Source organism: Klebsiella pasteurii (genome assembly GCF_018139045.1).
Classification (GTDB): domain Bacteria; phylum Pseudomonadota; class Gammaproteobacteria; order Enterobacterales; family Enterobacteriaceae; genus Klebsiella; species Klebsiella grimontii.
On the sequence record NZ_CP073236.1, the window covers coordinates 637233 to 661501 of the forward strand.

Annotated in this window: 31 protein-coding genes and 3 pseudogenes; 16 read left to right on the plus strand and 18 right to left on the minus strand. The window is 50.2% G+C overall.

The genetic code is table 11. The annotated features are described in order from the left end of the window. Positions 1–96 precede the first annotated feature (96 nt). From osmB to sapC, 10 genes are all read right to left on the minus strand, one after another. The gene (osmB, locus tag KCG39_RS02935) at positions 97–315 is read right to left on the minus strand and encodes an osmotically-inducible lipoprotein OsmB (RefSeq protein WP_004139496.1); all 219 of its coding nucleotides are present in this window, start codon (positions 313–315) and stop codon (positions 97–99) included. 264 nt (positions 316–579) lie between these two features. Beyond that, a complete protein-coding gene (gene yciT / locus KCG39_RS02940) occupies positions 580–1329 on the minus strand; it encodes a DNA-binding transcriptional regulator YciT (RefSeq protein WP_004121233.1) in 750 nt (249 codons plus the stop codon). 72 nt (positions 1330–1401) lie between these two features. Beyond that, on the minus strand, positions 1402–1584 hold the full coding sequence (locus KCG39_RS02945) for a YciZ family protein (protein ID WP_004121231.1): 183 nt from the start codon (positions 1582–1584) through the stop codon (positions 1402–1404). Positions 1585–1761: 177 nt separating this feature from the next. Further along, positions 1762–3696, minus strand: coding sequence for an exoribonuclease II (locus KCG39_RS02950; RefSeq protein WP_142467675.1), 1935 nt, complete (start codon positions 3694–3696; stop codon positions 1762–1764). Between the two features lie 81 nt (positions 3697–3777). Then, on the minus strand, positions 3778–4935 hold the full coding sequence (locus tag KCG39_RS02955; protein WP_142467674.1) for a CMD domain-containing protein: 1158 nt from the start codon (positions 4933–4935) through the stop codon (positions 3778–3780). 182 nt (positions 4936–5117) lie between these two features. After that, the gene (fabI, locus tag KCG39_RS02960; protein WP_004121225.1) at positions 5118–5906 is read right to left on the minus strand and encodes an enoyl-ACP reductase FabI; all 789 of its coding nucleotides are present in this window, start codon (positions 5904–5906) and stop codon (positions 5118–5120) included. 210 nt (positions 5907–6116) lie between these two features. After that, positions 6117–6659, minus strand: a complete 543-nt coding sequence (locus KCG39_RS02965) for a HutD/Ves family protein (RefSeq protein WP_049112426.1) — start codon at positions 6657–6659, stop codon at positions 6117–6119. A gap of 18 nt (positions 6660–6677) precedes the next feature. Next, positions 6678–7487, minus strand: coding sequence for a putrescine export ABC transporter ATP-binding protein SapF (gene sapF / locus KCG39_RS02970; protein ID WP_004121221.1), 810 nt, complete (start codon positions 7485–7487; stop codon positions 6678–6680). 1 nt (position 7488) lies between these two features. Beyond that, positions 7489–8481, minus strand: coding sequence for a putrescine export ABC transporter ATP-binding protein SapD (gene sapD / locus KCG39_RS02975; RefSeq protein ID WP_004121219.1), 993 nt, complete (start codon positions 8479–8481; stop codon positions 7489–7491). Continuing rightward, complete coding sequence (gene sapC / locus KCG39_RS02980) at positions 8481–9371, minus strand: putrescine export ABC transporter permease SapC (RefSeq protein ID WP_142467673.1); 891 nt, start codon at positions 9369–9371, stop codon at positions 8481–8483. The genes sapD and sapC overlap by 1 nt, the downstream gene beginning before the upstream one ends. Positions 9372–9517: 146 nt before the next feature. Between sapC and KCG39_RS02985 the strand changes: the two are divergent. After that, positions 9518–10390 (plus strand): annotated as a pseudogene (locus tag KCG39_RS02985) (tyrosine-type recombinase/integrase); the annotation flags it as partial. 7 nt (positions 10391–10397) lie between these two features. Here KCG39_RS02985 and KCG39_RS02990 read toward each other — a convergent pair. From KCG39_RS02990 to KCG39_RS03015, 6 genes are all read right to left on the minus strand, one after another. Next, on the minus strand, positions 10398–10592 hold the full coding sequence (locus KCG39_RS02990; RefSeq protein ID WP_142467671.1) for a DUF1482 family protein: 195 nt from the start codon (positions 10590–10592) through the stop codon (positions 10398–10400). Beyond that, complete coding sequence (locus tag KCG39_RS02995; protein ID WP_185910485.1) at positions 10589–10732, minus strand: hypothetical protein; 144 nt, start codon at positions 10730–10732, stop codon at positions 10589–10591. The genes KCG39_RS02990 and KCG39_RS02995 overlap by 4 nt, the downstream gene beginning before the upstream one ends. Positions 10733–11269: 537 nt before the next feature. Continuing rightward, on the minus strand, positions 11270–12166 hold the full coding sequence (locus KCG39_RS03000; protein WP_142467670.1) for a DUF6414 family protein: 897 nt from the start codon (positions 12164–12166) through the stop codon (positions 11270–11272). Between the two features lie 11 nt (positions 12167–12177). Then, on the minus strand, positions 12178–12354 hold the full coding sequence (locus KCG39_RS03005; RefSeq protein ID WP_185910484.1) for a hypothetical protein: 177 nt from the start codon (positions 12352–12354) through the stop codon (positions 12178–12180). 3 nt (positions 12355–12357) lie between these two features. Beyond that, on the minus strand, positions 12358–12774 hold the full coding sequence (locus KCG39_RS03010) for a hypothetical protein (protein WP_142467669.1): 417 nt from the start codon (positions 12772–12774) through the stop codon (positions 12358–12360). Positions 12775–13009: 235 nt separating this feature from the next. Then, complete coding sequence (locus KCG39_RS03015) at positions 13010–13393, minus strand: helix-turn-helix domain-containing protein (RefSeq protein WP_142467668.1); 384 nt, start codon at positions 13391–13393, stop codon at positions 13010–13012. 1111 nt (positions 13394–14504) lie between these two features. Here KCG39_RS03015 and KCG39_RS27890 point away from each other — a divergent pair. From KCG39_RS27890 to KCG39_RS03060, 9 genes and pseudogenes are all read left to right on the plus strand, one after another. Beyond that, positions 14505–14675, plus strand: a pseudogene (locus KCG39_RS27890) (hypothetical protein); the annotation flags it as partial. Between the two features lie 24 nt (positions 14676–14699). Then, positions 14700–16485: pseudogene (locus KCG39_RS03025) on the plus strand (DNA cytosine methyltransferase); the annotation flags it as partial. A gap of 919 nt (positions 16486–17404) precedes the next feature. Continuing rightward, positions 17405–17638, plus strand: coding sequence for a DinI-like family protein (locus KCG39_RS03030; RefSeq protein ID WP_142467665.1), 234 nt, complete (start codon positions 17405–17407; stop codon positions 17636–17638). Between the two features lie 107 nt (positions 17639–17745). Next, positions 17746–17994: a hypothetical protein gene (locus KCG39_RS03035; RefSeq protein ID WP_104897250.1), complete on the plus strand. Its 249-nt coding sequence runs from the start codon at positions 17746–17748 to the stop codon at positions 17992–17994. A 35-nt stretch (positions 17995–18029) separates the two neighbouring features. Next, entirely contained in the window at positions 18030–18626 is a 597-nt protein-coding gene (locus KCG39_RS03040; protein WP_142467664.1) for a DUF1367 family protein, read from the plus strand. Then, positions 18626–18832 (plus strand): hypothetical protein, encoded by a 207-nt coding sequence (locus KCG39_RS03045; protein ID WP_024359399.1) that lies wholly within the window; start codon positions 18626–18628, stop codon positions 18830–18832. The genes KCG39_RS03040 and KCG39_RS03045 overlap by 1 nt, the downstream gene beginning before the upstream one ends. Positions 18833–18834: 2 nt before the next feature. Next, the gene (locus KCG39_RS03050) at positions 18835–19131 is read left to right on the plus strand and encodes a DUF1364 domain-containing protein (protein WP_142467663.1); all 297 of its coding nucleotides are present in this window, start codon (positions 18835–18837) and stop codon (positions 19129–19131) included. A 2-nt stretch (positions 19132–19133) separates the two neighbouring features. Next, entirely contained in the window at positions 19134–19262 is a 129-nt protein-coding gene (locus KCG39_RS03055; RefSeq protein ID WP_228299427.1) for a YlcG family protein, read from the plus strand. Further along, on the plus strand, positions 19262–19945 hold the full coding sequence (locus KCG39_RS03060) for a bacteriophage antitermination protein Q (protein WP_142467662.1): 684 nt from the start codon (positions 19262–19264) through the stop codon (positions 19943–19945). The genes KCG39_RS03055 and KCG39_RS03060 overlap by 1 nt, the downstream gene beginning before the upstream one ends. A gap of 903 nt (positions 19946–20848) precedes the next feature. Here the strand turns inward: KCG39_RS03060 and KCG39_RS28030 are convergent. Beyond that, complete coding sequence (locus tag KCG39_RS28030; RefSeq protein WP_142467661.1) at positions 20849–20968, minus strand: small membrane protein; 120 nt, start codon at positions 20966–20968, stop codon at positions 20849–20851. A gap of 608 nt (positions 20969–21576) precedes the next feature. On the opposite strand from KCG39_RS28030, the gene KCG39_RS03075 reads away from it, so the two are divergent. The 6 genes from KCG39_RS03075 to KCG39_RS03100 are packed head-to-tail and all read left to right on the plus strand — an operon-like array spanning position 21577 to position 23576. Beyond that, on the plus strand, positions 21577–21966 hold the full coding sequence (locus tag KCG39_RS03075) for a phage holin family protein (RefSeq protein WP_004139418.1): 390 nt from the start codon (positions 21577–21579) through the stop codon (positions 21964–21966). Continuing rightward, positions 21956–22234 (plus strand): phage holin family protein, encoded by a 279-nt coding sequence (locus KCG39_RS03080; protein ID WP_014228560.1) that lies wholly within the window; start codon positions 21956–21958, stop codon positions 22232–22234. Before KCG39_RS03075 ends, KCG39_RS03080 begins: the two co-directional genes overlap by 11 nt. Further along, positions 22234–22863, plus strand: coding sequence for a glycoside hydrolase family 19 protein (locus KCG39_RS03085; RefSeq protein WP_211811545.1), 630 nt, complete (start codon positions 22234–22236; stop codon positions 22861–22863). Before KCG39_RS03080 ends, KCG39_RS03085 begins: the two co-directional genes overlap by 1 nt. A gap of 2 nt (positions 22864–22865) precedes the next feature. Then, entirely contained in the window at positions 22866–23141 is a 276-nt protein-coding gene (locus KCG39_RS03090; RefSeq protein WP_049112440.1) for a hypothetical protein, read from the plus strand. Next, the gene (locus KCG39_RS03095; RefSeq protein WP_029669831.1) at positions 23092–23286 is read left to right on the plus strand and encodes a hypothetical protein; all 195 of its coding nucleotides are present in this window, start codon (positions 23092–23094) and stop codon (positions 23284–23286) included. The genes KCG39_RS03090 and KCG39_RS03095 overlap by 50 nt, the downstream gene beginning before the upstream one ends. Beyond that, the gene (locus KCG39_RS03100; protein WP_024359394.1) at positions 23283–23576 is read left to right on the plus strand and encodes an Acb2/Tad1 domain-containing protein; all 294 of its coding nucleotides are present in this window, start codon (positions 23283–23285) and stop codon (positions 23574–23576) included. Before KCG39_RS03095 ends, KCG39_RS03100 begins: the two co-directional genes overlap by 4 nt. Positions 23577–23635: 59 nt before the next feature. Here the strand turns inward: KCG39_RS03100 and KCG39_RS28035 are convergent, their stop codons facing one another. Then, positions 23636–23806, minus strand: coding sequence for a YnfU family zinc-binding protein (locus tag KCG39_RS28035; protein ID WP_218569387.1), 171 nt, complete (start codon positions 23804–23806; stop codon positions 23636–23638). Positions 23807–24269: the final 463 nt, after the last annotated feature.

A 24269-nucleotide genomic window follows, 5' to 3' on the forward strand; every position in this document is an offset into this window, starting at 1 on the left:
CAATAATAAGGCCACGATAAATATCGTGGCCTTCATTTTTGTGCTGGTGTACTCGTCAGCTAATATAAACTTTCATATTATTGTTCGTGGTTAATATTATTTACCCACCTGGTGGCCGATAATACCGCCGACTGCCGCGCCGCCCAGGGTACCCAGGGTGCTACCGTCAGTTAATACCGCACCACCCAATGCACCGGCGCCTGCGCCGATTGCGGTGTTGCGATCGCGTTTAGACCAGTTAGAACAAGCGCTCAGAGACATTGCAACAGTGACGGCCAGAACTACCGCGGCCATTTTTTTGTTCATTGAAGTCATCATTTTTTTTCTCCTGAATAATCTATTCACGGATACAACTTCCCTTAAGCATAGCTTGTTACTCTTGCTCAGGGGTTATTCCATGAAGCTTTAGTTGCGCAGGTGTTACTCTAATCACGCAGGTGATAGTTACTCCCTGTTATATCGCTAACATTAATTCTACTTTCTATAAATTTTTCAGGCAGGTAAAAAGTCTGAATTCAGGTGTCAGAAAAGTCTCAGACGATAGCGATGCCGGGCAGCCCCGGCAAAGTAAGGACAGGATCAGGGATGGTTGACGATATCGACGGCTAAACCGCATTCGATTAACTGGCTGTGCACGGCATCATTGAGATTATCGTCGGTGATAATACGGTTAAACCGTTCTATCGGCCCAAGGGGATAGGGGTGAACCACGTTGAATTTAGAGCTATCGCTCAGCACAATCGCCTCACAGCCCTTTTCCAGCACCGCGTTAACCACGTCGGCACGCATCATATCCCGTCCGGTAAATCCGGTTTCAGCCTGCCAGCCGTCAATGCCGATAAAGGCCTTGCTGAAGTGGACTTGCTGAATAAACTGGCGGGTCAGTGGGCCAACCATACTTTCGCTGCGCTTTTGATAGATCCCGCCCAGCAGGATCACTTCTCCAGGCGTCTCTTTCAGCAGATGCGCAATATAGCTGCTGACGGTGATGATGGTGATATCGCCGCGCTCGGCCAGCGTGCGGGCGAGCAGGGCGTTGCAGCTCCCGTTCTCGATAAACACCGTCTCTCCGGCCGAAACGCGCGTTGCGGCCCGCGCAGCCAGCTCTCGCTTAATGGCGAAGTTGGTCATCATGCGGGTTTCCACATCTTCGCTGTCCAGCGGAACGGCGAAGCCGTGAGTACGACGCAGGTAGCTCTGCTTCTCGAGTGAATTCAAATCCTGGCGAATGGTGACTTCAGAGACACCGGTCATCTTCGCGAGATCGGCCACGCTAATACGGCCTTTGTCGATGACCATTTGCAAAATACTTTGTTGTCGGGCGTTCATAGCAACTTCGCAGTTAAGGGCTATTTGGGCGAGCGATCGGCCCTGGGTGGCCGATTGCGGTGATGTAGATTATCAAATTTCCCACGGCGCTTTAGGCTGACCGGGTTTATTTTCCTGCTCGTCGCTGGAAAGCGCCTGCAGCTCAGCTTTGAGGATTTCCAGATTATGAATCGCGGAGTGATAATCCCCGGCAACCAGAATATCCAGCACGGTATCGATTCGTTGGGCGAGCAGACGGGCATTCAGATCTGACATGGCGTTATCCTGGTTACAAATGTGAATAAAATCAATGATGCTAAAAACGGATGAAAAAGAGAAGCGAAAAAAACGCACAAACTAACCCATCTACGATGATTCGTGGGCAATGCGCGGGAAAACAGCTGGAAGGGATAAAAATGCGGCTCCGTTTAAGGGAGCCGCACAGGGCAGTTATCAGGCGGCAGGACGCGCAATCACGCTACGGGTTTCCATACGGACTTCGGCAATTGTCACATCAATCACATCCGTGACTTTGTAGACGACTTCGCCTTTAATCTGCACGGTGCCGTTTTCCTGGCTGCACACCAGCTCATCGCGCACGGCGTGAAGGAACGGCGCCGGGATAAAGGCAACCGCGCCGTTATCAACCAGACGCACGCGCATGCCGCCGCGGCTGACATCGATAATCTCAGCAGCAAAGCGGGTAGTGGTACCGGCCTGCGGATTCAGATAGCGGGCGTACAGCCAGTCTCCGACATCGCGCTCCGCCATGCGGTTGAGGCGACGGCGTTCAGCCATTTGGATCGCAACATCATCCTGCGGACGGGAGATCGCTTCCCCTTTGATAATCGCTTTCAGCAGACGATGGTTAATCATATCGCCGTACTTACGGATCGGGGAGGTCCAGGTCGCATAGGCTTCAAGACCCAGCCCGAAGTGCGGGCCCGGCTCGGTGCTGATTTCCGCAAACGACTGGAAGCGGCGAATACGGCTGTCGAGGAAACCTGACGGCTGCGCGTCCAACTCGCGACGCAGCTTGCAGAAGCCCTCAAGCGTCAGCACTTCCACCGGGTCAACGTGTACGTCGTGTGTCTTCAGTAAGGCCGCGAGCTGCTCGGTGTTGGCCGGATCGAATCCGGTATGCACGTTATAAACGCCGAAGCCGAGCTTATCGCGCAGGACGCGGGCGGCGCAGATGTTGGCGGCGATCATTGACTCTTCAACGATACGGTTGGCGATGCGGCGAGGTTCGGCAACGATATCCAGCACTTCGCCTTTGTCGCCCAACACAAAGCGATAATCCGGGCGGTCTTTGAACACCAGCGCGTGGTTTTTACGCCATTCGCTACGACGCAGGCAGGCCTCCTGCAGCAGTTTAATTTGCCGGGCGATAATCTCGCTGTCCGGCTGCCAGCTACCGCTGTTTTCCAGCCAGTTGGAAACATCATCGTAGGCCAGCTTCGCTTTCGACTCGATGGTCGCCGCGAAGAACTCAATATCGTCTTCGATGGTTCCGTCATCAGCGAGGATCATGCGGCAGGCCAGCACCGGACGAACCGCGTTGGGGCGCAGGGAGCAGAGGTCGTCAGAGAGCTCGCGTGGCAACATCGGAATGTTGAAGCCCGGCAGATAGTTGGTAAAGGCGCGAATTTTCGCCGTGTTGTCCAGCTTGCTGCCTTCGGCAATCCAGGCGGTTGGATCGGCGATAGCGACTGTCAGGTGCAGTTTACCGTCAGCGTTCTGCTCGACGTACAGCGCATCATCCATATCTTCGGTGCTGGCGCTATCGATGGTCACGAAAGCCAGGGCCGTTAAATCACGGCGTTCCAGACCTTCATCAAGCATCTCGGTCGCCACGCCGTCCGGCGCTTCTTTTTCCAGATTATGACGCGCCAGGGTGACCCACCACGGAACGAAATGATCATCGCCAAAGGTAATGTACTGGGTGAGCTCAGCGTAGAAACCGCGGTCGCCTTTCAGCGGATGACGGCGCATTTCGGCAACGGCCCAGTCACCCTCTTTAAAATCATGCTCTACGCCGCGCGCGGCGCGGCAGGGAATGGCATCTTTCAGCAGCGGATGGTCAGGAACGATAGAAAGACGATCGTCTTTTTTATGAACTTTGCCGACAAAACGCGTCAGGAACGGCTCAACCAGTTCTTCCGGTTCAGCGCTTTCGCGTTCTTTTTCAGTATTGACCACGGCAATAATGCGATCGCCATGCATCACTTTTTTCATTTGCGGCGGCGGAATGAAATAGCTTTTCTGCGAGTCGACTTCGAGGAAGCCAAACCCTTTTTCCGTCCCCTTAACGACCCCTTCAACGCGCGGAGTCTGGGAATGCAGTTGCTGTTTAAGCTGCGCTAGCAGCGGGTTGTCCTGAAACATAATTTCGTATTTTCGTGGCTAAAAGAGCGGCTGACATTTTTACGCGAATATGCCTGCCGCAGCAAGCGCTGTTTCAGCAATTTACGTCTCCTGACCTACATTCCCGAGGGCGATTTTCAGCCGATTCATCCAACCGCACAGCCCGCACCAGGCGAGCAGATCGATAGCCGCGCTGCGGGAAAGCCCGTATTCAGTGAGGGGAGTTAGCTGGGCGGCGCTGAAACGGTCGGGCGCGCGGGTCAAAAGCTGTACGGATTGCAAAAGCTGGCGCTCAATTGACGGGGTGTCTCCCCATGCCTGGACGCCGGATTCATTACTGCGCAAAGCGTCCGTAAGAACGGCTAAATCTGGACATCGCGAAGCCCAGGCGTTAAAGCAGCTGACGCTGCCATTAATCCGCGCGGCTATCAGCGCCACCTGCGCAGCGAACGGCTGTTGGCCGCTGAGATGGGTCAGAAGCTGTTCCTGAAGCGCCAGTGGAGGCTCCTGGGCCGCCAGCAGCGGAGCCAGTTCGAACAGGCCCGGATGTTTTTGCCAGTTTGCTAAAAGCGACTGGCGCTCATCGTCGGCATAGCGTAAGTCGGAATCGTCAAGACCAGGCTGCCAGTCACTCTCCCTCGCGTCAAAAAGCGCTTCCGGAGCATCTTCTTGCTGCGGCATGCCGGGGATCCAGCGCACCGGGTAGCCCAGCGCGGCATGGAATACGGCGATAGCGCGGGCCTGGAAGCTGATAAAACCAATGATCTGGTTGATGAGGATAATATCGCGACTGGTCAGCCCGACTTCGTCCAGCTGGCTGCGGGAGAGCGAGTTAATCAGCGAAGGAGAGCTCGCGAGCTGGCGTGCGTACTGGGTAATCTGCGCCAGACGACGATTGCTCTCGCGCGAGGAGTCCGGGCCGGGAAGCGGCGCCAGCCGGGCGGCGTAGTGATTGCACAGGCGTTGTACGCCATAAACCTGGGCAACGGTCAGCGCCGTACTCAGCCGATCATAGGCGCTAAACGTCTGCAGGCGATTAACCGTCACTGTCGTGGGGAAGAGGGCATCTGCCAGTCGCCGGGCCGGCGTAAGCCAGCGCGCATGCGCCTTGAGCAGCTCTTCGGGGAGCGTCAGATCGAGTAGGAAACGATCTTCAACGTGGGCAGCTTCTGGGACGAGCGGCAATACATCCACCGGGCAGATTGTTGACTGGGTCTCATGATACCAGTGGTTTTTGCCGTAAACGCGGCGTTGCTCCATGGGCGTTCCTTGTTCGGTATGTGGCAAACCGCCGTTTCGCGGTCATGCTATGCGGAACTATCCTGGCTTAACCCTGGAGCGGGAGAAAATATTGATACGTGCTAACAAATAGCGGATTGGAATAACAGCAGGAAAGTATAGGGGAAAGAACCCTCCTCACGGATGCGAGGAGGGTGAAGAACTTATTTCAGTTCCAGCTCGTTCATCGCCGCGATGCTGAAGCCGCCGTCAACGTGAACGACTTCGCCGGAGATACCGGCAGACAGGTCGGAGCACAGGAATGCTGCGCTATTGCCCACGTCTTCAGTGGTGACGGTGCGACGGATCGGGGTGACCGCTTCGCAGTGCGCCAGCATCTTACGGAAATCTTTAATACCGGAAGCCGCCAGGGTACGGATCGGACCGGCAGAGATGGCGTTAACGCGAACGCCTTCCGGGCCCATGGCGTTCGCCATGTAGCGCACGTTAGCTTCAAGAGAGGCTTTTGCCAGGCCCATCACGTTGTAGTTCGGAATGGCGCGCTCTGCGCCCAGGTAGGAGAGCGTCAGCAGGGCGGAACCCGGGTTCAGCATCCCGCGGCAGGCTTTCGCCATCGCCACAAAGCTGTAGGCGCTGATATCGTGAGCGATTTTGAAACCTTCACGAGTTACCGCGTTAACGTAGTCGCCGTCCAGCTGGTCTGCCGGCGCAAAGCCGATAGAGTGGACGAAACCGTCAAACTTCGGCCACACTTTTGCCAGCTCGGTGAACAGAGATTCGATGCTCTCATCTTCCGCGACATCGCACGGCAGGACGATATTAGAGCCCAGCGCGGCGGCAAATTCTTCCACACGACCTTTCAGTTTTTCGTTCTGATAGGTGAACGCCAGTTCAGCCCCTTCACGGTGCATGGCTTGCGCGATGCCGTAGGCGATGGACAGTTTGCTGGCAAGGCCAGTCAACAGAATGCGCTTACCGGAAAGAAAACCCATAGCTTTTAATCCTTATCGTTATTGCGTATTTTTACTTTAACAATCATTTAGTTAGCGTTGTCATTTCAAAATAACTCAAATTTAGCCGGGAATTATATCCCACTGACGACCCCTTGTGTCACGATATTTTTCTGCCATCCGCCACGTCATATCGCGCTTTGGCTACCGTGTATACAAGAGTATACCATCTGAAATTGTGGCGATATGGCGCTAGCGGCGAACGATTTCCGCCAGTAAAAGTCGGGCGTCCGCAGACCGCGGTAACAGCTCGCCGGGCGATTGGTTCTGCCACCAGATCCCGGAGCCGGCCTGATAAACCGCGTCAGCCAACTGCCAGCTACCCTGGAGAATCCATGCGATGCCCTCCGCGCCGGGCCGCTGTCCTTCCGCGACGACGTTCACGCGCGCTGCGGCGCGCGAGCGCTGGGTCATAATATTGAAGTCCAGGCCGCGTCCGGAGATACCTTCGCTGGCGAGGGGCCACTCGCCGGCAAATGCCCACGGCTGCCAGAGCTCAAGGCGCTGGGCGATATCATCGCCTCGTAGCCACAGCGGCTGTCCCTCAAGCAGGGTGATGACCCGGTCAACGCCGGGAAAAAGGGAGAACGGACCGTCATTTTCCAGCGTGGCGATGCTGGCGCGCCAGAGAAACGGCGCGTCCGGTGAAGCGACGCTGACGATTTCGCGCGTTTCCCCGCCGCCATTTTTCCACGGCGTCACGGGGAGGGTAGAAAATTGAACCGGAACAATCATCGCAATTTACGCCTCGGATTATTTACCGTCTTTACGCCAGGCATCGGCAGTAAGCGCTTCGCCGAAATGACCGGCAATCAGGCGTTTTGTTAGCTCGTGCAGCGGAGACGCCAGAACGTCGGCGGTGCTGCCGCGTTCGACCACTTCTCCTTGATGCATCACCAGCACCTGATCGCTGATGTGCTTCATCATGCCCAGATGCTGAGTCACGTAAATATAGGAGATACCCTGTTTTTCCTGCAGCTCCAGCATCAGGTTAATCAGCTGCGAGCGCATTGACATATCCAGCGACGCCAGCGCTTCATCGCAGACGATGACCTTCGGACGCAGGATCAGCGCGCGCGCCAGGCCCAGACGTTGTTTCTGTCCCGGCGCCAGCATATGCGGGTAGTAGCTGACGTGGTCCGGCAGCAGGCCGACCATTCGCAACGTTTCGATAATCTGCTTCTGCCGCGCTTCGGGTTCGAGGTCGGTATTCAGGCGCAGCGGAAAATCGAGGATTTGCGAAATACGCTGCCGGGGATTGAGCGAGGTCGACGGATCCTGAAAGATCATGCGAATCTTCTGGCTGCGGAAAGAGTAATCGCCAAACGTCAGCGGGCGATCGTCAATCAGCAATTCGCCGGTGCTGGGTTCAACCATTCCAGCGAGCATTTTCGCCAGCGTCGATTTGCCGGATCCGTTCTCGCCGATAATTGCCAGAGTCTGGCGCTCGCGCAGGGTAAAGCTTAGCGGCTTGACCGCTTCCACCGTTTGCCGATGGAACCAGCCGGTGCGGTAGCGAAAGGTCTTACTCAGATTGCGCACTTCAAGCAATGTTTCGACCATTTCACTCTTTCTCCATGTTCAGCGGGAAATGACAGGCATAGAGGTGGTTACGTGCGCCCACCAGCCGGGGCGTTTCGATACATTCGCGCTGGGCATAAGGGCAGCGCGGCCCGAGCCGGCAGCCGATGGGCAGCTGTTCGAGCAGTGGGATCGCCCCCGGCAAGGTATTGAGCCGACTCTTGTGCGGCATGGCGCTACCGAAATCGGGAATCGCCCGAATCAGCGCCTGCGTGTAAGGGTGATGAGGAATCGTCACCAGCTCTTCGCTCGGCGCGGTTTCCACCGTCTGTCCGCAGTACATCACGTTGATTTTGTCCGCCCATTTACTGAGCATCTGCATATCGTGACTGATCAGCAAAATGGTGGTGTTGTTGTTTTGGTTTAACCGCGTCAGCAGGCGGATAATTTGCGCCTGCGTCGTGGGCTCCATGGCGTTGGTCGGCTCGTCGGCGATCAGCAGCCGCGGTTGGTTAGCCAGCGCGATGGCGATCATGACCTTCTGGCACTCTCCGTCCGTCAGCTCATAGGGAAAGCTGCGCATCGCATCTTTATGGTCTTTAATCCCCACGCGGTGCAGGAGCTCGATGGCGCGCCGCTTGCGCCAGCCCAGGCGCTGCCACCAGCGTCCTTTAAAGGTCCAGCCGGGGATATTCTGCGTCAGCTGCTGGCCGATCCGTTCGGAAGGGTCGAGACAGGATTGCGGCTCCTGGAAAATCATCGAGACGTTGTGGCCCACCAGTTTACGCCGCTCGCGTACTGAGAGACGCAGCAGATCGATATCGTCGAAACGCATACGGTCGGCGGTCACCCGCCAGTTGTCTTTGGTGACGCCGCAAATTGCTTTGGCAATTAAGCTTTTACCCGAGCCTGACTCTCCGACCAGGCCACGAATTTCCCCCTCAGCGAGGGTCAGGCTGACGCGATCGACGGCTTTTACCCAGCCTTCGCTGGTCTTGAACTCAATGGTTAAATTACGGATATCGAGTAACGGCATTATTCCACCCCGGCGATAATTGCGCGGCGGATCCCGTCGCCCAGCAGGTTAACCAGCAGGACGCTAATCATAATGGCCGCGCCCGGCAGCATCACCGTCCACGGCGCAACGTAAATCAGCTCCAGCGCGTCGCCGAGCATCGCTCCCCACTCCGGGGAAGGTAGCTGAGCGCCGAGGTCGAGGAAGCCCAGCGCGGCGATATCGAGGATCGCCATCGACAGCGCGCGGGTGATCTCCGTGACCAGACCAGAGGTAATGTTCGGCAGTACCGCGAACCATAAAATATTCAGCGTCGAGGCACCGTCAAGGCGGGCGGCGATAACGTACTCTTTTTCCAGCTCGTCATGCACCATGCTGTAAACCGAACGCACCATCCGCGGCAAAAGCGCCAGCCAGACGGCGAACATCGCGTGGCTAAGGTGCGGCCCGGCGAAGGCGACCACGATAATGGCCAGCAGCAGGGATGGGATCGACAGCAGCGTGTCAAGAATATGGTTCATCACCGCCGACCGCAGGCCGTGAGTGGACCCGGCAATCACGCCGAGCACCAGCCCCAGGAGGCCGGCGCCGAGCGTCACTACAAATGCGCCGCCGACCGTTGGCGCCGCGCCGCTCAGCAGGCGGCTCAGGACGTCGCGACCGAGATCGTCAGTACCGAGAAAGAACGACACTTCGCCGTACCGCGACCATGACGGCGGCAGCAGCTGATAGCCGAGGAACTGTTGGTCGATGCCGTAAGGGGCGAACCAGCCGCCGAAAACGCACAACAGAATCAGCGCCGCGCAGCCGTACAGGCCAATCATCGCGGTTGTATCACCGTAGAATTTTCGCCATACGGTGCGCAGCGCACCCGGCGGGCGCTTCTCCAGATAGACGCTATCGTAGGGCATATAAACCTGTTTTATGTTTGTTAGTCATGATTGATGTCTTTTTAAATTCTTCAATACCAGCAACATGTTACTGTCATTTTGTGCTTTAAAATTCTTTATTTTGCATTAATTTGAAGGTTATCAATTTACGTATAATGTGTACACTGATGTGTATATCATCTTCCGGAGTGTACACATTGCTTACCGACACAAAACTAAGAAAAGCTCTTGGCAAAAAAAGAGACAAAATTGAGGTCATTTCAGACGCTCAGGGCTTGAATGTCAGGTTGTCTACTTCCGGCAGTATAACATTCTTTTATCGTTACAGATGGAACGGGAAAGCCGTTCAGCTGACGATTGGCGATTATCCAACCATATCATTATCTCAGGCCCGAGAGCGCCGGCAGCAGTTCAGGGCGTGGTTGACGGAAGGACTGGATCCGAGACGGAAAACAGTGCTGGAGAAACAGAAAAAAACAGAAGCGCTGACAGTTAAAGAAGCGTTCGACTACTGGGAAAAGTATTACTGCATTCCAGAAGGACTGGTCAAAATAAAAGTTAATCGCCGGGACTTTAATAACCATATCGCTCCTGTGCTCGGTGACATGATCGTTGACCAGACAACGAAGGCACACTGGCTAAGCCTTTTTGATGATATGGGAAGAAGGGTGGTTACCGGTCAGATGCTGGGTTTAATGCAGCGTACATTCCGTTTCTGCTCCAATCGAGGGGTTATTAACGTAAACCCTATAGAAAGCTTAAGGCGTTCTGACGTTGGGCTTACTGCTGCAGTTAAAGATCGCTGGTTAAGTGACGAAGAAATCAAAACGGTCTGGAATACGCTACCGGAAATGAAGTACAGGCAGCAGCTGATTATGAAGTTTCTTATCCTGACCGGTTGCCGGAGTACTGAGATAAGAACAGCTAAATGGGAATGGTTTGATTTACAGGAGGGAACCTGGACTATTCCAGCAAGTGATTACAAAACTGGTAAGTCAGTAAGGCGGGCGCTACCTGAATACGCACATCGTTTCTTCATAACGACTCCTACATCTGTGCGGTGAACCCGGCAGGGTGTTCAGCCAGAACGCCTTTCAATGGCAGGCATTCGCCTTTTACACCTTGCTCAACTGCGGCTTCCTGGCATTCTTTCTCGCTGTCATAGACACCCAGCAAAACATCCTGATTGCCGCCAATGACCATGCCGACGGTTATCACCAGGGCGAATAAACCTCCAGTCATAAAGCACCCGTTAACCATTCGTAGGTTGTAGATTCAATGACGACTTCCTGATTGTCAGCGTCACAAGTAGATTCTTTCCCCTGAATCTCGTAGATACAAAGCAGGTCGATAACCTGCACATCCGCGTAGTTTTTAACCATAGATAACCCCCGCAATGCATATGATGAATAAAACCCAGAAGATGAGCCCGATAACTGCCGAAATGACCAGGGCTCTGATGCCGTGCTTGCTCATTTCAACCTCTGCCTTGTCGCCGGCCAGCGGAACGTTACTACCTACTGCGCGTTAATAACTCCACCTCATCCGGTGCTTCGTATACCGCCGGTAGCTACTTCGTGGGCGTCCTGCCTGGGTGGTTTGTTGTGATAAAGTTAGTAAACCATTGCTTTACAATCAAGTCAAGTTTTGATTTATTTGCTTGGAAGGTAATGCTGGTACTGCACGATGAAATTTTTCACCATGGCGGATGTACATCTATGTGTGATATGGTCAGAAAAGCATCAGTCGGAGAAATTATGGGCGAGACTATTTTCATGAAGGCCACGTGGTGTCATCGCTAGCAAAGTAAGCACGAGCAGTGTTTAGCCTGTTAGCTAACGAGGTGGCGATTAGCCAATATGTGGCTAGGTTCGTGAGGAAGGGGAAATAAAAACCGGCGCGGTGGCCGGGAGGTTAATTTAGATTTCAGTGTAAAGAGCTATTGGCTCTATAAAATACTCATTTTCATGTGGCATGCAAAAAGTAGATTCAAGATTTGCCATGGCATCATTCATATTCCACACCGCACCTCTTATATCGTTCGCATCACGCACTGTTTCATTTTTTGAATCTGTATGACTTTGCGTGATTATTCCAACTATTGTAAATGGAGATTTTGTCTTGCGCGAGTATAACTTAACTAGCATTTCTGGGGAAAGTTTGAAGAAATTACGAACAAGAAAAGATGTAAATTTATAATTGTTAATACTTTGAGATATCTCTAATTCATCGCCATAAGCGTAACTTAATACATTTGATAAATTATCAAAAAATTTCTTTTTCTCTTTCGCTGAATCATTTTCTATTCCCTTTAAAACTTCACTTTTTAGGTTCATTAACTCTTTTTTATGGGGCTGAGTAAGCCCTTTCTCATTTAGAAGGGCTTCAATTTGTTCAAGTTGTTCATATCTATTAACGTAATGTATAGCATATCCTAAAGAGGTGAAATTATTTGTAGTGTCTTTTAATTTATTATAATCGGCGATTTCGATATTAGCATTTATTTTTATAAAAGAACCTGATTTTATTTTTTCGGCTGAAAAATCATTTGAAGATACCGAACTAAGTAAGCCTAGCCGGATTAATTCTTTCTCAAATTTAAGGTAATGGTAGTCATGTGGATTAACCACCGTGGATAGTTTATTGGTGTCGCTTGAGCTACTTGACTTTTTTTCAGTCTTTATTTCTAATGCATCCACATTCGATAATGTGGATTCTTGTTGTTCAATGGCAGATTGGATAATCCCTTCAAAAAGTTGAGAGCTTAACGAATATACTTTTTCGTAATCAATGTATACAATATTTTTAAGCGACATAAATTATCCAGTCAGTGAAATTTAAGTTTATCTTTTTTTGCTTCAAAGTTTTCTTTATTTTGATTTCTTATGTTATCGAAATCAATTTTTTTTTGTCTTAATCCTTTAAGGTTTTTATTTGAAATGAACGCTATCACTAAAGGTATAACTGTTGCGATTAAAGTTAGAGAAATAAATTCGAAATCCATTTTTCATTCCTCCGCTAACATAGTGTTATTGATAATAGCACATTTGACTGAATTTTGTCCAACAAATAAAGAAATGCCGCATGTGATAGTTAGAAATATTTTAGTTGTTGATGATTCTAATGTATCTGAGGACATTATGCTCATTATGTAAATGATTGAAAAAAGCATAACAAAAACTAAAGATAATGTTGTGTTAATTATTAATCTATTTTCAGTTAACTTGCTTGGTTTCCCCATTCCAAAATAAATGCTGGAGATTTGTATGGAGAAACCAAAACAAACCAATTCAGTAATATTAAATAATTCAATATTTTTATTAGTTAATAAAAATGCAATCAGCCTAATGAAAATAGGAATTGCCCCTACGATAACGGTACCGCACCACCACTTAAAATAATCGTTATGTATTTTTTTTGTCATAATAAAGGCTCAATAATACCATCTTATTGCAAAATTATTATAGTGATACTTGCTTAAGCAACTGACATCACTATGCATTCAATACCGTTTAAATCAATAAAGTAAGTTTTTTCAAGCCCTACATTGGTACGATATGCATTAACTAGTTGACAAAGAACAAATGCATAGAATCATTACTAAACTTTAATGCAGGGTGGTTCACTATTTCTACCCTAGCTATCTGCATCAACAGCAGTTAATCAACGCCACCCTTGATTCGTCTGTTCATGTATTTTTCATACATCTCGTCCAACTCCTTCAGACGAATCGCGAAGATGCGGAGCATGTTTTGTTGCTCTTCCTCTGGCAATTGGCGATAGAGCTCTAGTAAGCGCTGTTCGTCTTGCTTGAGTCCATCCTTCTGATCAACATCCTCTCCAAGTAGCCATAGTACGGAAACGCCAACGGCATCAGCAATTGCCAGTGCAGACTCCTTGCTGATCCTGCCAGTTTTGAACCAGCCGGAAACGGCCTGTTTACTGACGCCAGCAATTCGGGACATCTCTGTCTTGGAGATCCCCTTTGCATTTAATGCTGTCAGCCTGGCTTTCAGGCCTTCTGTCGGATTTTTTTCGCTCATAGCTTCATTGTAAATAATTGCTTTACTCCTAGATAGGCAGTCATAAATTGACTATATAGTAAATTGATGCTTTACTTTGCGTCATCTAAGGAGGTCATATGACTGGTATTGAAAATGCTATTCAACAATCAGGTTCTGCGAGCGCGCTAAGTTTGGCTATTCGGTTCGTCCGAAAGTTGCGACCGCCGGCCGCCGGGTTGGGCTGGCTTGGTTTTCTCCAGACTGTTTCCCAGCCGGCACGTTGGTACTCACCCAGAGCGGATACAAGCAGATCGAAGATATTCGCGTTGGTGAGTTTGTTTTGACGCACAAGCGACGGTGGCGACAAGTTGTTGAAACCAGTAACGCGGAGCGACCGACAACTAAAATCAGAGGGCATGGGCACCCGGGACTTACGTGCAGTTTAGAGCATCCATTCTATATAAAGGCTCGGCGTAACGTTTGGAATAACAATATCCGGCAATACCGTCCGGAATACGACAATGCTGAATGGGTTCCCGCATCTCTTGTGCAAAAAGGGCATTATTGGGCCACACCAACCAGCGTCCCTGAAATGACTATTCCAGAAATGACAATGTATACCAAAGGAACTTTTTTACCAGTTGATGAGCGGCTCCTGTGGTTGGCCGGTCGGTATGTTGGGGACGGATGGACGCGTTTAACCGAAACACGGGCGGAATTGGTAATAATCTGTGGTAAGCATGAGGTCGATGAACTGGAAGAACGCATTAATATGTGGCCTCGTGTGGGCCACCGAGTCATCAAGGGGGAATTATCATGGTGCAGGCGGGAGGTTCGGACCGCATGTCAGTTAACAGCGAACAGCCGGGCTTTGGTTGAATGGCTGCGTAAACATTTCGGACATAAGGCTGAATACAAGAAGCTGCCCGCTTGGCTGTATGGAGCTTCCAATGCACTGAAGAAAGCCTTTATTGACGGATATATGAGTGCTGATGGATGGCATGGTCAGGATGCCAAGCAAGGGGGCATGTTTGAAGCAAATACCGTTTCAAAAGGGCTGGCATTTGGGATGAAGCAGCTCATATCAACGTTGGGATATTCGGGAACAGTTTTTGTGAACACCAATCCAACCTGTGTAATCGAAGGTCGAATGGTGAATGCTAGGGCGAGCTACAAAGTGCGGTGGCGAGAAGCTGTCTGCGAAAATCATACTCAAACATTTGACGATGATGGACTTTTGTGGGCACCGATAAGAGAGAATACACCCTTAAACCGTATTGAGCGCGTTTTTAATATTGGCGTTGAAGATGATGAAAGTTATGTTGTTGAAGGGGTTATCGTCCACAATTGCCGCCATTTTTCCAAAGCAAAAGGGGCCAAGCCTGTCGAGAAAGCTATCCGCGGACTGGCCTGGGTGGTTCTGCGCTGGGGGCTGGATGTTAAACCCCGAGTGATGAAGCTGGAGAACGTTGAAGAATTTAAAACGTGGGGGCCGCTGCTCGCTGGTGAAATGCGTCCAGATCCTGCCCGCGCTGGCGAAACTTTTGAGGCATTCATTGGCATGCTGACCACTGGCATCTCAGCGGATCATCCGGCGCTGGTCGAATGCTGCGAATTTCTGAATATTTCGCTTGATAGTGAAGAAGCCACACGGCTGGTAAACGGTTTGGGTTACACCGTAGAGTATCGCGAGCTGCGCGCATGCGATTATGGCGCCCCGACCATCCGTAAGAGGTTCTTCATGGTGATGCGCCGGGACGGGCAACCGATAGTCTGGCCGGAAGCCACCCATGGGGATCCGAAGTCTGCCGTCGTGCAGGCGGGCAAACTGGCACCGTGGCGAACAGCTGCGGAATGCATAGACTGGTCTATTCCCGCGCCGAGCATCTTCGATCGCAAAAAGTCGCTGGCTGTTAATACCCTGAAACGTATTGCCCGCGGCATCCAGCGCTTTGTTATCGACAGCGCGTCGCCGTTCATCGTGAAGTGCAATCACACAACGACACGCGGTAAATACGACTGTTTCCGGGGGCAGGCACTGGACGATCCGCTGCAGACGATTACGAAAACCCATGGCTATGCGATTGCTGTCCCGCACCTGACGAAGTTCCGCACCGGCGCCACCGGGCAGCCAGTAACCGAACCGGTACCGACGGTGACCGCTGGCACGTCCAGGCGCCCGGGCGGGAATGGTCATGCGTTAGGGCTAGTCGAAGCCGCGCTCACGCCGTTCCTGGCTGGCAATGGCGGCAGTGAGTTCCAGGCGAAACCACGACCGATCGATAAACCCGCTCACACCATCCTGAAACAGTCACGAGCTTGTGTGGTCGCGCCAGTCATTGCCCGGCAGTTTGGCGCCAGCATCGGACACCGTGCCGACGAACCAAGCGCAACAATCACCGCGGGCGGCGGCGGTAAATCGCAACTGGTTGTGCCGACACTCATTCAAATGGGATACGGAGAACGGCCCGGTCAGGCGCCTCGCGTGCCCGGACTGGATAAGCCGCTGGGAACCGTTGTGGCTGGTGGCGGGAAACATGCTTTAGTTGGTGCATTCCTGGCAAAACACTACGGAGGGAATTATCAGGGCGCCGGAGTGGGGCTGGATAAGCCAGCGCATTCAGTAACGACTGTCGATCACCACGCATTAGTCGCTTCTCATCTGGTTAAACTGCGCGGTACTTGTCGTGACGGGCAGACTACTGACGAGCCGATGCCGACAATCACCGCCGGTGGCCAACATGTGGGAGAGGTTAAAACGACCCTGGCGGTAGAGGACTACGACGAAGAGCGCGCGCAGCAGGTGCTGGCGTTCCTGCAGGAATACTGCGGGGAAGATAGCACCGGACTGGTGGAAATTGGCGGGGTGACTTACCGAATCGTTGATATCGGCATGCGCATGCTGCAGCCGCGCGAGCTCTACCGGGCGCAGGGCTTCCCCGAATGGTACATCATCGACCAGGATTACCGCGGCGTGAAATATGCAAAGGATAAGCAGGTCGCGCGCTGTGGCAATGCCGTCCCGCCGCCGTTTGCTGAGGGCTAATTTACCTGAATTATGTCAAAAGAAAGACCCGCCACCTGATATATATTATAAAGCTGAGAATGCAACTGTGTTTGAAATTTGTTGAATGAAATTATTGAAGTGAATTTATGTGGCGCGCTTATCATTATATAGCTTTAGGTTAAATTATTTGGAAAACTCTCAATTTGAAAATAGTTAAATCTTTTCTCCATTAAAGCTGCTATTGTCTCTTATGAAAGGGGCCCATCAGGTACCAGAGCCTTCTGGTACTTGATTTTTAAGTCTATCGCTTAGGGAAGATTGAGGGTTTGCCATGGCTAATGATTCACGAGGAAATGAAGTGATCTTCAATCGTGCATATCTAAACTTATGCTTTAAAAACAAGAAATTAAGCCCGTTGGTTATAGTGAGGAAAATTAAAGAACACAATATTGTTGAATGTTTTTCTTTTGGTCTTAAGGGTACGATAGATATTGAGTCAAGATGTCTTTTTTTGCGTTATAAATATCCGTGGCCAGATTTTGAAATTGAACTGGTTAGAAAAAAAGGAGGTGATTATGAGTTCATGCTCTTTCATAATTATTTTCTTAAGGGTATTAGCAATTAAGACATTTATAATACTTTTTTAATAAAAATGGATTTTCCTGGACTATATGACTTAGGTATCTTTTTTCTTGAACCTGTCTATAAATAACATTCAAAGAGTATGGCGTACTTTCCGACGCTTCTATCAAATAATTGTAGTGTCGCTAAACACTTATATTTGGCCTCCATGTAATTAAAAAATGTACTTCTAAATGACTCTTTTGAACTCACATGAGTTGGTTGAATTTTGTTCATCGCGACCTATGCTCCTGTCCATATATAAAGCTCTTGTCTAAAAAAAACCATAAAATCAACCCGCTACGGCGGGTTTTCTTTTCCCATTCCTGACAAAAATTAACATTTTGTGCTCTTAAGACATTGAACATTCAGTAAGTTAGGTGTACTGTTTATTTATACAGTATATCGAATGGGGTGATACTATGAGAATCGAAGTAACCATCGACAAAGCTAAAAAACTGCCTAACGGTGCTGAACCAGCGTTAGAGGCTAAATTCCTTCGGCGATTAAATCAAAAATACGATGACTGCAAATTATCTATTCGTCGCGCTGGCGCTGATGGGCTCAGTGTTTTCGGTGGCATAGATGGTGATAAAGAAACCATTGCAGAAATTCTACAGGAGACCTGGGAAAGCGCCGACGACTGGTTTTATTGATACACCTTTTTGGTGACTGGCATTTTGCAAAGTATCGCAGTAAGCGTGTCCCTTTGATGCTGTTGCCGGACTTAATTTTTGCGTCTGTATGTCGCTCAGGGGGTAATGTGAGTGATGGTATTGAGGTTCCTGCTGATCATTCCTGGTACGACGTTGTTAGGAGATCAGACGGTGCCATTATTTGTAGCTTCCCGGCCGAAGGAAGGCATCTGGTTTACAGGGTTAATGGCATAATTTCGATGCGCCCATTATTGCCAGATGAAGAAATTTTTACGCTTAATGGATTTATGAAGTTTGCTCAACGACTTGGCTACCGAGTTTTGCCACCTTCTGATAATATGAAATCAACGGCCTGAACAACCGTTGACCTACTGCGCCACGGAGAGAAACCATGGCGCAATTGCACTTAATAAAGCAGTCACAAGGTTTACTGATCCCTGCCACGCAGGAGACCAGCGATTTCTTGCAATCAAAATGCAAGCTCGGCGCCGTTCTGGAGGCCGACTTTAAGCTTGTCCGCAATCCGGCGTTTCATCGCCGCTATTTTTCTTTACTCAATCTTGGCTTTGAATACTGGGAACCTACCGGCGGAGCGATCTCGTCTAACGAGCGGAGGCTTATCACAGGTTACGCCAAATACCTGGCGGCATATGGCGGGAGTGAATCGGCGTTGCTTGATGCCGCTGAGCAATACCTCGACCGTATAGCCGAGAAGCGCGCCGGTAGTATCAGCATTTGCAAATCTTTCGACGCCTACCGGGCGTGGGTCATTGTCGAAGCTGGCCACTATGAAGCCATACAGCTGCCGGACGGCACGCTGAAAAAACACCCTCGCAGCATTTCTTTCGCCAGCATGGATGAATGCGAATTTCAGGAACTGTACAAAGCATCGCTGGATGTTCTCTGGCGGTGGATCCTCTGCCGTTCATTCAACAGCCAGCTGGAAGTCGAGAACGCCGCAAACCAGCTTTTAAGCTTCGCGGGGTGATGCCGATGAAATATTCATGGTTTCACCATCACGACTGCACAACTCAGCAGGCTGATGAGCTAATGGCGAAATATCGCCAGCGGGGCGTAAGGGTCGAGCGCAGCCTGAATCAGGATTTAATCACCTGGACCGTCAGTGCGCAGCTGGTGGAGGACAAAAATCCTCCGCGTCCGGCTTCTCGCACCCGAAATCGGATATGGGGGTGATTATGGCGAATCTACGTAAAGAGGCGCGCGGCCGCGAATGTACAGTCAGGATCCCCGGTTACTGCAACGGCAACCCGGAAACCAGCGTGCTGGCGCATTACCGGCTGGCGGGTATGTGCGGCACAGGATACAAGCCTGACGACACTCAGGCGGCTATCGCCTGCAACTGTTGCCACGACTTGATCGACGGACGGAAGAAAACAACCGATTACACCTATGACGAACTGCGCCTGATGCATGCAGAAGGTGTGCTCAGAACGCTGGCCATATGGAAAAAAGAAGGGCTGGTAAAAGCATGAACATGAAGACAACTGAATGTATTCGCCAGCGCTGGTTACGGTTGAACATCGTCCGCTATCGCGGGTCGTTCCCGGTGGCATATCGCATCCTCAGAAACCAAATCCGCAATCAGAAAGCAGGGGGAAATTAATGAAAAACTTATCTTACATTCGCCAGCAACTGATAGTGGCCACTGCCGATCTGAGCGGAGCGACAAAAGGTCAGCTCATGGCCTGGCTGGAGAATGCTCAGTTCGACACGAACACATTCCCACGCAAAAAACAGCGCGTATGGGATGAGGAAACGGAAAAGTGGATGACGCTGAACAACCCTCCGATCCCTGGAAAGCAATCACACGCCAAAGGCTCACATATCCCTTTGGTGCAGCCGGTGGAGTACGCAACCGCATCATGGCGCCGTGCGCTACTGTCACTGGATGAGCATCAAAAAGCCTGGCTTCTTTGGAATTACAGTGAAAACACCAGTTGGGAATATCAGGAGACAATCATCCGGTGGGCATGGGAGCAATTTAGTCAGCAACTGGCCGGAGTGCGCATTGCTAAGAAAACGGTAGAGCGACTGCGTCAGCTTATCTGGCTGGCGGCGCAGGATGTTAAAGCTGAGCTGGCAGGGTGTGACATATATAAATACCAAAAACTCGCAGAATTGGGGGGCGTTGCAAAGTCCACATGGTCAGAAACCTATCTTCCTCATTGGCTGGCGATGCGTTGCAGCTTTGTGAAGCTCGACTGTGAAGCGCTCATATCATTAACGCGAACACGTTCACAACAAAAGGCGACAAATTTAGCTATAAGTCTTGCAAAACCGAACTGAAAGGCATATATTTCGTGTGAATTTGATATTGTGCCAATTTTATATGCACTGGCAGTAACATGAATTTTGAGCCCGAGGTTAATGCGTTGGGCTTTGTTATTTTTGGAGAATATTGCGCCGTGACAGCTGAGCTAGTCTGCCGCCATGGTGCTGGAAACATTACAAACCATCTATCTTGAATTATTTGCGGGATTTATGTATTAAGATTCTGAAGGGAACACATTCCCTTGTCTGGAAAGTTGTGATTAAGGCCAGGTACTCAGGGAGTTAATGATATGGTATCGGAAGATGAACACCAGGCTTTATATGTTGATGTCTGTAGAGTGATAGGACGAGCCGTAGTGATGCTTAAGCAATCTGAGCAACCTATAACTCAGCAGACTATAGGTCACATGCTACAAGTTCATGATGAGCGCACAAAGGACTTATACCTTACAAAGGTCTATACCACAGCCAAAAGGGTGATTAATCAAAAATGATAACAAAGGATTTAGAGATGATTCGTGCAAATACCTAAGTCTTTCTGTTTTTGTTTTCCATTCTGCTCATCGCTGGTTCCACGCGTTAACTAGGCTGGCTGCTATGGTGAGGAAAGTCCTATAGTAGCGCGTGCTTCATTTTAATCATCAAGCCTTAGCACTGCTGGGGCTTTTTAATATCTGAAATCCGGTCAGGATTCTTGAGTGAATCCGTGCCGCACTACACGTTGAAGCTCATACGCGAGAGTCCTGAACAGATTTCTGATCCTGCTAAGCAGGTAAAGCACTTCTTATCAGTAAGCGGAACACAACTGGTGAGAGCATTGATACTGTAAGGCAGGACTTTGTGTCGAAAGGTTGCAGTAAGAAAACAGGGGCAATCCCCAGGTATCACTACCCCTGCTTCTGAAAAAGTGGATAATTATTAATACCTTTTTTTGAAAGTGTTTTTATATCTACGCCTTTCTTTGATGTAAGAAATCAGAAATCCCACAGCAACTAAAAGAAGAACTACAGCTATCGCTATCATCAGTATGGCTGTCATGTGAGTTAACCTCTGGAAAGAGTATGGACATTCTTGTTTTTATAAAATGTAGTTTGCGATTAGCGTAGGAAAAATCCTAACGGATAATTCCTTTTAAATTTATTGTTTTGTATGAGTATTTATCATTAATGCCGTAATGATTTCATATGCATTAATTAATCGTGTTCTGAATGGCTGAAAAGTTTCATCAAGCGTGTGTACCCATTGTTGCAGGGTATTGACTATGTGAATGTTGCCTGGCTAATGTATTGTTGTGGTGAATCCCCCTATGCGGAGGGGCGTCCAACTAATAGAGCGAAAGCCCTGTGAATACCACGCGAGTGATGTCTGTTGGGGCATGCTCACCGGGAGGCACCCGGCACCACATCTAATCGCAAGTAAGTAAACCGAACATCTTGTTGGGTTTACTCATTCTCTTTGGCAGACTATGGTTAATTACAGTAACGACATAAAAGGAAATGCTTTTCTGGTAAATCGGTAGCTCGGACTATCAGGAACCTTTCTTTATCGTTACTCCTCGAAAGCCAACTTTTTCAGCCCGCTCTCAAAGCGGGCTTTTTTTTATTCCCCTCGTTCATGAGAGGACTCACAGCAATAGAGGGGGCTAAATGTCCGATCCTGTCTCTGGTACTTCAGTTGCGGCCGGCGGCCTGATGGGGGCCAGCATGTTCGGTCTGGCTACCGGAATAGATTACGGCGTGGTATTTGGTGCATTCGCCGGGGCGGTTTTTTACGTGGCCACGGCAGCTAACATATCGCGCGGTAAGCTGGTGGCATACTTTATGACGTCATTCATTGTTGGTGTTCTGGGCGCCGGTCTGGTGGGTTCCAAGCTTTCAAGCTGGACTGGCTACAGCGACCGTCCGCTTGATGCGTTGGGAGCCGTATTAATATCAGCGCTTATCATCAAAGTTCTGACGTTTCTCAACAGCCAGGATCTAAATAGCTTGTTCAATATGCTGACCCGGTTCCGGGGAGGAGGTTCAAGTGGTAAATGATCCTTCAGCGCTGGCTAATGCAGTCATTTGCGCCGTCATTGTGCTGGCATTGATGTTCTACCAACGAGGTAGTGCGAGACACCGTCCAGGCATATCCGTTCTGGCTTATCTCATGGTGCTGGTTTATGCCAGTATCCCTTTCCGTTTCCTGTTTGGCCTGTACGAGTCATCCCACTGGCTGGTGGTGCTGGCGAACATTCTTATCTGCGGCGCGGTTCTCTGGTTCAGGGGGAATGTGGCGCGACTGGTTGATGCACTGAGGCACTGATGAATAAATCACAATTCCAGAAGGCGGCTGGTATTAGCGCCGGGTTAGCTGCGCGCTGGTTTCCGCACATTGATACAGCAATGAACGAATTCAGCATCACTAGTCCACTCGATCGGGCGATGTTCATAGCGCAGTGTGGACACGAAAGCACGTCATTTACCCAGATGGTCGAAAGTTTTAACTATAGCGTTGCCGGCCTGGCTGGTTTTGTGAAGGCAAAGCGCATCACGCAGGACCAGGCGAACACCCTGGGGCGTAAAACTTACGAAAAGGTTTTACCGCTCGAACGTCAACGAGCGATCGCTAATCTCGTCTACAACAATCGTTTTGGCAATAAGGATGCGTGCGATGGCTGGAAATACCGCGGGCGTGGAATTATCGGGATCACCTTCCTCGAAAATTATATGAAGTGCGGTAATGCACTGAAACTGGATTTAGTCAGCAACCCTGAGTTGTTGGAGAAAGATATTAATGCGGCCCGCAGCGCAGCCTGGTTTTATACCTCAAACGGATGTTTGAAATACCACGGAGATTTAGTGCGCGTTACCCAGATTATCAACGGAGGTCAAAACGGTATTGATGACCGACGCGCCCGCTTCCTGAAAGCAAAATCGGTACTGGTGGGATGATCATGGGAATAGAAGCTATCGCGGGGCTGGTGGTTGTCATTCTGGGCGCTATCGCTGGCGCGTTCGGCATTGGTCATGCTCGAGGCACCAGTAAAGCAGAAGCGAAAGCCAGCCGGCAGCGCACCGAAGAGAAGGCGGCCGCCAGCATCGCCGCGGCAGAACGTAAAGCAGAAGCCACGAAAGGGGCCAGCGATGTTGAAGAGAGCGTTAAACGTATGCCTGATGACGATGTTGATCGCGAGCTGCGCGAAAACTTTACCCGCCCCGGTGGTGGTTGATACCGCCTGCAACTGGGTGCGGATCATCTACCTGACTGACCACGATATCGACGTGCTGGACAAGCAGACCAAACGCGACATTCTGGCGCACAACAAAGCAGTGCAGGCCAATTGCCCGCAATCAACCGAAAAGGCTACGAAATGAGTGAAGCAAAACCGCAGAACGGCACCACAGTAAAGGGCTACCGCACATTAACCGCGGGCGACATTGAGCGCATGAACCGCCTCAAAAGCGTCAGCCGCCACTTCTGTAGTTTGCTTGATACCGAGCGAGGTGAATTGTTGGCTGTCCGTAATGGCCCGGCAATGTTAAGTGCTGAGCAGGCTCGGGAGATTGATGAAGCTTTGCGCTGCCTGGCAATCGCCCGCACCAAAATGCAGGAAGCCTGTATGTGGGCTTGCCGAGCTGTAGCGCGTCCTGATGCTGATTGCTGAGCCGTTTCGATTTCTGAAGCCTAAGAGTGTACTTAAGCTTCAGAAAAGTAGTCGATCAGTTACTTGATAGGTTTACTTTCTGAGGGGAGGAAAATATTTCCGCAGTATGGGCAGATCAATGTTATATCGTTTTTAATCCTTGACAGGCTATATGTGGACTGGCGAGAGCAGTGAGGACAGGTGCTTTTTACAGGCCTGAGTGTACGTATCTTGTCTTTGAGCATAGACATGGTTTTATCCTCGTGAGTGATTGCTAACCATACACCACAGGACAGTAAATAGCTCACTTTTTAACCTTTATTTTTTTGTGACTATTTTGTTTGTACGGAAGATGGCAACGAACGATTAAATCTAATTTCGTCAGTGCAAGGCCATTGCACCTGTTCGAAGGCGAGTGAACCGGCTAATGTTTTATTTTAAAGATTTTCATCGTGTGAGTGTGATGACCCCTGGCAGGATAATCATCCGTCTGGCCAGACTAATTGAATAGCAGTTATCGATTAACAAGAAGAACTGCCATTATTGTGTGGTTGCTGGTATGAAAAAAAATGAAACACACTACTCTCATTGCACCTCCGTCCCAACACCAGTCTGTCGGGGGTCAGTTACTCGTTTAAGTGATGCTCTCCCGGATGGCTCCTGAGAGTTTATTTAATCGATAACTGTGCATGACAAAAGGCCGCATATCTTTTG